The sequence below is a fragment of the Anaerolineales bacterium genome (genome assembly GCA_016928575.1).
Lineage (GTDB): Bacteria > Chloroflexota > Anaerolineae > Anaerolineales > RBG-16-64-43 > JAFGKK01.
In genome coordinates this window covers 1-5,579 of the sequence record JAFGKK010000006.1, presented here as the reverse complement: position 1 = coordinate 5,579, position 5,579 = coordinate 1, and the positions used below count along the sequence as shown (strand labels likewise).

Sequence of the window (5,579 nt, the reverse complement as noted above, 5' to 3'; positions counted from 1 at the left end):
GAGAGGGGGAAGGGGCCAGGGGATAGGGGTGAGGATGGAAAAGAGCAGGATTTCATTTCAGTATTACTGAGGCTGAGCAGATACAAAAAAATTATATTTCTTGCATCGGGGTAAGCATACGCCAATAATAATTCGTTGCGCCCTCTGAAAATGTCACCTTGAATGCCTGCCCCTCCGGCCTCTCGGCCCAAGACAGGCTTGAGTCCGCTATTGGCGTGCGTTTCGCCGCGTGGATTATTATGCGGAAGGCAACAACCCGATCGACCCGTCCGGAAGCTGCCATGGGATGACATCTTCCATGATCCGGAAAGTCACGGCACCCTGCAGGTACGGACCGCGCCGGCGGCATTCCGCCACCAGGAGTTCGGGCGCAAGCTCCGAGAGGTAGTGCTCGGGATCCAAACCTGCCAGCGCCGATTCGCCGGGGCAGGGGCCGGCGGAAAACATGGAGCGGACGACCCGCAATTGCCGGCGGAGGACGGCAAGCGGATCCGACTCTCCTTGAGCAAGAAAAGCCAGGAGGTCTGGGCCGTTGAGATAACGCCCTTCGATTGGCACGCCCCCCGTGCGGTTGACGTAGGTCAGCAGTCCCTGCTCGTCGATGAGCACGATCCGGGCGGACGGCGGGAAAACGGGAATTTGCGGCACGCGGGAGGGGGCGCCGGAGGGATCGGAAAGAAAATCGCGCAGGACGGCCGCCTGGCCGAGGGTTGTTGTGACGACCAGTGCCGGTGAAACTCCCGCAAACTCCGCCCTCCCGTCGCCGTCGAGCGTCAGAATCCACACACCCCGCAGACGAGCGGGCGATAGAAAATCGGCGTATCCAAGGTAGACCACCGCGAGCGGAGCCTGTTTGGGATCGGCCGGGGAGGCGGTTCTGCCGCCGGTCCACGATCCCAGGGCGATCCCGGCCAGCAGGCAGACCGCGATGACGAGCAGGAAGGGAACGACCCTGCCGGCGGATTGCTTTCCCCTTTCCAACTCCACCGCATCGAATTCCAAGTCGAACTCCCTTTTCGGCGCGTCGATTAGACGGCCACGCGCCGGATGTTCGCCCCGAGGGCGTTCAATTTTTCGTCGATCCGCTCGTAGCCCCTGTCGATCTGCGAGATGTTGCGGATCATCGAGGTCCCCTTGGCCGCCAGCGCCGCGAGGATCAGCGACATGCCGGCGCGGATGTCGGGGCTTTCCAGCTTCTCCCCGACCAACTCGTTTTTACCCTGGACGATCGCCCGGTGGGGGTCGCACAGGATGATTCGCGCGCCCATGCTGACCAATTTGTCGGTGAAGTACATCCGTCCGGGAAACATCCAGTCGTGGAACAGGACCGTGCCTTGGGCTTGGGTGGCGACGGTGATGGCGATGCTGGTCAGGTCCGTCGGAAAGGCCGGCCAGACGTTGGTTTTGATCTCGGGGATTGCGTCTCCCAGATCCTGCTCGATGACCATTCGTTGGGCTGAAGGGACAAGGATCCGGGTTCCCTTGACCTTCCAATCCACTCCCAGGCGCCGGAAGACCAGCCGGCTCATCGCCAAGTGCTCCGGCTGCGCGTTGTGGATGCGGATCTCGCCGCCGGTAACGGCCGCGGCTCCGATCAGGCTTGCCACCTCAAGGTAATCCGAACCAAGGGTGTATTCCCCGCCGTGCAGCCCTTCGACCCCCTCGATTTTTAAAACGTTGGATCCGACATGCAGGATGCGCGCCCCGAGCGCGTTGAGGAAATGGCACAGATCCTGGACGTGGGGTTCGGAGGCGGCGTTGCGCAGGACGGTTTTCCCGCCGGCGAGGACGGCCGCCATGATCGTGTTCTCGGTGGCGGTGACGCTGGCTTCGTCGAGCAGAATGTCGGCGCCCGCGAGCCTATCCGCCCGTATGTCGAACCGGCGCTGATAGGCCATCTTGGCGCCGAGCGCCTGGAGTGCCAAGATGTGCGTGTCCACCCGCCTGCGGCCGATGACGTCTCCGCCGGGGGTGGGCAGGCGGATTTTTCCCTCGCGCGCGAGCATCGGACCGGCCAGCAAAATCGACGCCCGGATCCGGCGGCAGATCTCCGGATCCAATTCCGAACCGCGGACCGACACGGCCTGCACCTTCCAAGAGTGCGGCCCCAGCGGCTCGAACCGCACTCCCAGTTGTTTCAGGAGGTCGATCATGCATTGCACGTCGCGGATGTTCGGCACGTTGTGCAGGACGACGGGTTCGCGGGTCAGCAGGCAAGCCGCCAGAATCGGCAGGGCGGCGTTCTTGTTCCCGGAGGGGGTGACGTCTCCGCGCAAGGGAATCTGTCCTTCAATGATGAATTGCTCCATGAACACCTCATCCGGCGGGCGCCAGCCGCAGTCGGGTCCCGGCCTTCAGCCGGGCGGCGCCCGCCGCGGCCGGGCTTGCGCAGGCGAGTTCCAACAATCCATTGCTGCCGACCAGCGCTACGGCGCCGCCCCCGTCCTTACCGTTCCGATAGGTTCGGACAAGGCGGGCTTCGCCGCCGTCCTCGAGGACAACGCGCATCCCCTCCGTGATCCTTCCCGCCCGCGCGCCGGTCCGCAGCCAGGGCTCAAGATTGCGGCCGTCGAAGGAAATCCGTCCGATGCTGGTGACGGCGTTCCCAAAACGGTCGCGGTACAACACCTCGCCGGCCCAGCCGCGACGCTCGTCCCCTTCGAAGAACGGGAGCGGAATCCGCACGGGGCAGGAGAGCGGCGAACCCAAACTGTCCGCATCTTTCCCCAGCGCAAGATGCGCCGCCGCGGGCGCGAACAGATCCCGGCCGTGAAAAGTGTTGCTGATCGGTCGGCCGGCGATCTGGCCAGGGTCGATCTCCCACGCGCGGAATTCCGAAAACCGCTGCATCAGGAAGGCGGCGATGCCGTTGTCCGGGCAGACCACGTCGCATTCCGCGAAGCGGATGGCGGACGGCCGCCGTTCGGTTCCCACTCCGGGATCCACCACCGCGAGGAAAACGGTTCCCTTCGGGAAGGCCGGCTGCGCTTCCCATAGCAGGATCGCGGCGCGGCGGATATCGCCGGGCGGAATTTCGTGCGTGACGTCGACGATGGAGGCCTGCGGAAGCAGGCCGGCGAGGACGCCGCGCAGGGCGCCGGCGTAATAATCCGAGGTTCCGAAGTCGGTGATGCACGCCACGACGGACGCGTTGCCCACGAACGCGATTGTATTCGCATCAATCCGAAACGGCAAGCTGAACAACGCCGCCCCGAAGAGTTCCGCGGAACCCTTCGGGTCGGGAAAAAACCGGACCGCATCTGGTATAATTTTTTCATGGATAAAATTCTCGTCGACGGGCCCAAGGCGCCGATCGGATTCCTTTCCTCGTTGTGGAAGGGGGTCGAATTCGTAAACGCCCGTCCGGCGGTCCTCGTTCTACCGGTGCTTCTAGACGCGTTGCTTTGGTTCGGGCCGCACCTCTCGATCGCCGCACTGCTTTCGCCGCTGATCGATTCGCTGGCCGCCGCCGTCGCCGCGGATCAGGTGAACGCCGCCGTCATCGACGGCCTGCGCCAATCGGCCGAAAGCTTCAACCTATTTTCGATGCTGGCGTTCCTGCCCGTTTTTCCCCCCAGCCTGATGGCCGGCACCGCCCCGGATCAGACGCCGATCGGAAACCCCGTCGTCCTGACGGTCGGCGGTTGGTTCGAAGCCGCGGCGCTGGGCGTGGTTTTTTTGGCGATCTCGTTGATGATCGGTTCATTGTATTGGATCCTGGCGGGGGGAACCGCCCGCCACGGCCCGCTCCGGGTGAGGGATTTCGTCATCCGCTGGGCGCGGACCTGCCTGACGGTGGTCATCCTATGCATCGCCTTCGCGGTCTTGGTCGCGGCCTTCGCCGTCCCGGCTTTCATCGCCATTTCCATCGTCACCGTGGCGCTGCCGGAGGCGGGGGTTTTGCTTTCCAACCTGCTGTTTTTTTTGGGCGGGGGATTCCTGTTTTGGCTCGTCTTGTTCTTTATGTTTTCCATGCACGGAACCGCCCTGTTTAACGACGACCTGCTCCCGGCCGTTTGGAACAGCGTGAACACCTCGCGCTGGCTGTACCCGCTGTCGATCTGGATCCCGATCATGCTGATGCTGGTCAATTACCTCGCCTATTCCGTCTGGTCGCTGGCGCCGGACGACGGTTGGGCCGGCGCGGTGGGGGTTCTCGGCAACGCCTACACCGGATCGGTGGTGGTCGTCGCCAGCATGGCGTACTACATCGACAAACGCCGCTGGATCTCGGAAGTGCAAACCTATCTGCAATCGCGCATGGCGGGCAAGAACCCGCCGGGAGTCGCCTGAAGCGCCCATGCCGAAAACCAAAGCCGCTCCGGAATCCAAATACGCAGCCAAAGACATCCAAGTTCTGGAAGGCCTGGAAGCCGTACGTCGGCGTCCGGGCATGTACGTCGGCGGGACGGACGTAAAAGCCCTGCACCACCTGATCTTCGAGGTGGTCGACAACTCCATCGACGAAGCCCTGGCCGGATCCTGCGACCGCATCTCGGTCGTCATCCGCAAAGACTGCAGCGTCGCGGTGGAAGACAACGGCCGCGGCATCCCGGTGGACATGCATCCGGAAAAGAAGAAACCCGCGCTGGAGGTGGTGATGACCACCTTGCACGCGGGCGGAAAGTTCGGCGGCGGATCCTACAAGGTCTCGGGCGGCCTGCATGGCGTGGGGGTGAGCGCGGTCAACGCGCTTTCGGAATGGTGTGAAGTGGAGGTCCGGCGCGACGGGAAAATCCACTTCCAGCGCTACGAACGGGGCAAGCCCAAGGCGCCGGTGCAGGTGATCGGTAAGGCGCACGGCCCCCAGACCGGAACGAAAACCACCTTCCTCTACGACCGGGAGATCTTCAAGGGGGAGGAAACCTACCGGTTCGAAACGGTCGCCCAACGGTTCCGCGAGATGGCCTTCGTGACCCGCGGCGTAACCATCTCGCTTAAGGACGAACGCACCGGGCAGGAGACCAGCTTCTATTTCGAGGGCGGAATTCTCTCCTTTGTCCGCTACCTGAACCGGAACCGCGAAACCCTCCACCCGGTGGTGTACGCCAACAAGGAGGTGGACGGCATCGGCGTGGATGTGGCCGTGCAATACACCGACGCCTATTCCGAATCGGTCTATTCCTTCGCCAACACGATCAACACCGTCGACGGCGGAACGCACATGACCGGCCTGCGGGCGGCGCTGACCCGCACGATCAACGATTACGCGCGCAAGGCCGGCCTGCTCAAGGAAGGCGATCCGAATTTCTCCGGCGACGATACGCGCGAGGGACTGACCGGGATCGTCTCGATCAAGCACCGGGATCCGCAGTTTGAAAGCCAGACCAAGGTCAAGCTGATGAATCCCGAGGTGCAGACGATCGTCCAGCAGGTGGTCAGCGACGCCTTCGGCGCCTTCATGGAGGAAAACCCGCGCGAGGGCAGGGCGATCGTGGAAAAATGCCTGACCTCGGCCCGCGCGCGCGACGCCGCCAAGAAGGCCCGCGACCTGGTGATCCGCAAGTCCGCGCTGGAAAGCATGACCCTGCCCGGGAAGCTGGCGGACTGCTCGGAACGCGAGGCGGAGAAGGCGGAAT

General features: G+C 63.5%; 5 protein-coding genes. 2 read left to right on the top strand and 3 right to left on the bottom strand.

Annotated features, from left to right (window positions below; genetic code table 11):
- Positions 1–237: 237 nt before the first annotated feature.
- The 3 genes from JW929_00910 to JW929_00900 are packed head-to-tail and all read right to left on the bottom strand — an operon-like array spanning position 238 to position 3,159.
- Positions 238–1,002: a hypothetical protein gene (locus JW929_00910; GenBank protein MBN1437942.1), complete on the bottom strand. Its 765-nt coding sequence runs from the start codon at positions 1,000–1,002 to the stop codon at positions 238–240.
- 26 nt (positions 1,003–1,028) lie between these two features.
- Positions 1,029–2,309 carry a UDP-N-acetylglucosamine 1-carboxyvinyltransferase gene (gene murA / locus JW929_00905; protein MBN1437941.1) on the bottom strand — a complete coding sequence of 427 codons (1,281 nt, stop codon included), beginning with the start codon at positions 2,307–2,309 and terminating at the stop codon, positions 1,029–1,031.
- 7 nt (positions 2,310–2,316) lie between these two features.
- Positions 2,317–3,159, bottom strand: a complete 843-nt coding sequence (locus JW929_00900) for an SAM-dependent chlorinase/fluorinase (GenBank protein ID MBN1437940.1) — start codon at positions 3,157–3,159, stop codon at positions 2,317–2,319.
- 117 nt (positions 3,160–3,276) lie between these two features.
- Here JW929_00900 and JW929_00895 point away from each other — a divergent pair, with 117 nt between their 5' ends.
- Together JW929_00895 and JW929_00890 are read left to right on the top strand one after the other, a co-directional pair.
- On the top strand, positions 3,277–4,293 hold the full coding sequence (locus tag JW929_00895; protein MBN1437939.1) for a hypothetical protein: 1,017 nt from the start codon (positions 3,277–3,279) through the stop codon (positions 4,291–4,293).
- A 7-nt stretch (positions 4,294–4,300) separates the two neighbouring features.
- Positions 4,301–5,579: DNA topoisomerase IV subunit B (locus JW929_00890; protein ID MBN1437938.1), on the top strand; the 1,279-nt coding region annotated here is incomplete at its 3' end.

Coding starts and splice junctions, on each gene's coding strand:
- murA (MBN1437941.1), bottom strand. CDS start 2,309: ATGGAGCAATTCATCATTGAAGGACAGATTCCCTTGCGCGGAGACGTC.
- JW929_00895 (MBN1437939.1), top strand. CDS start 3,277: ATGGATAAAATTCTCGTCGACGGGCCCAAGGCGCCGATCGGATTCCTT.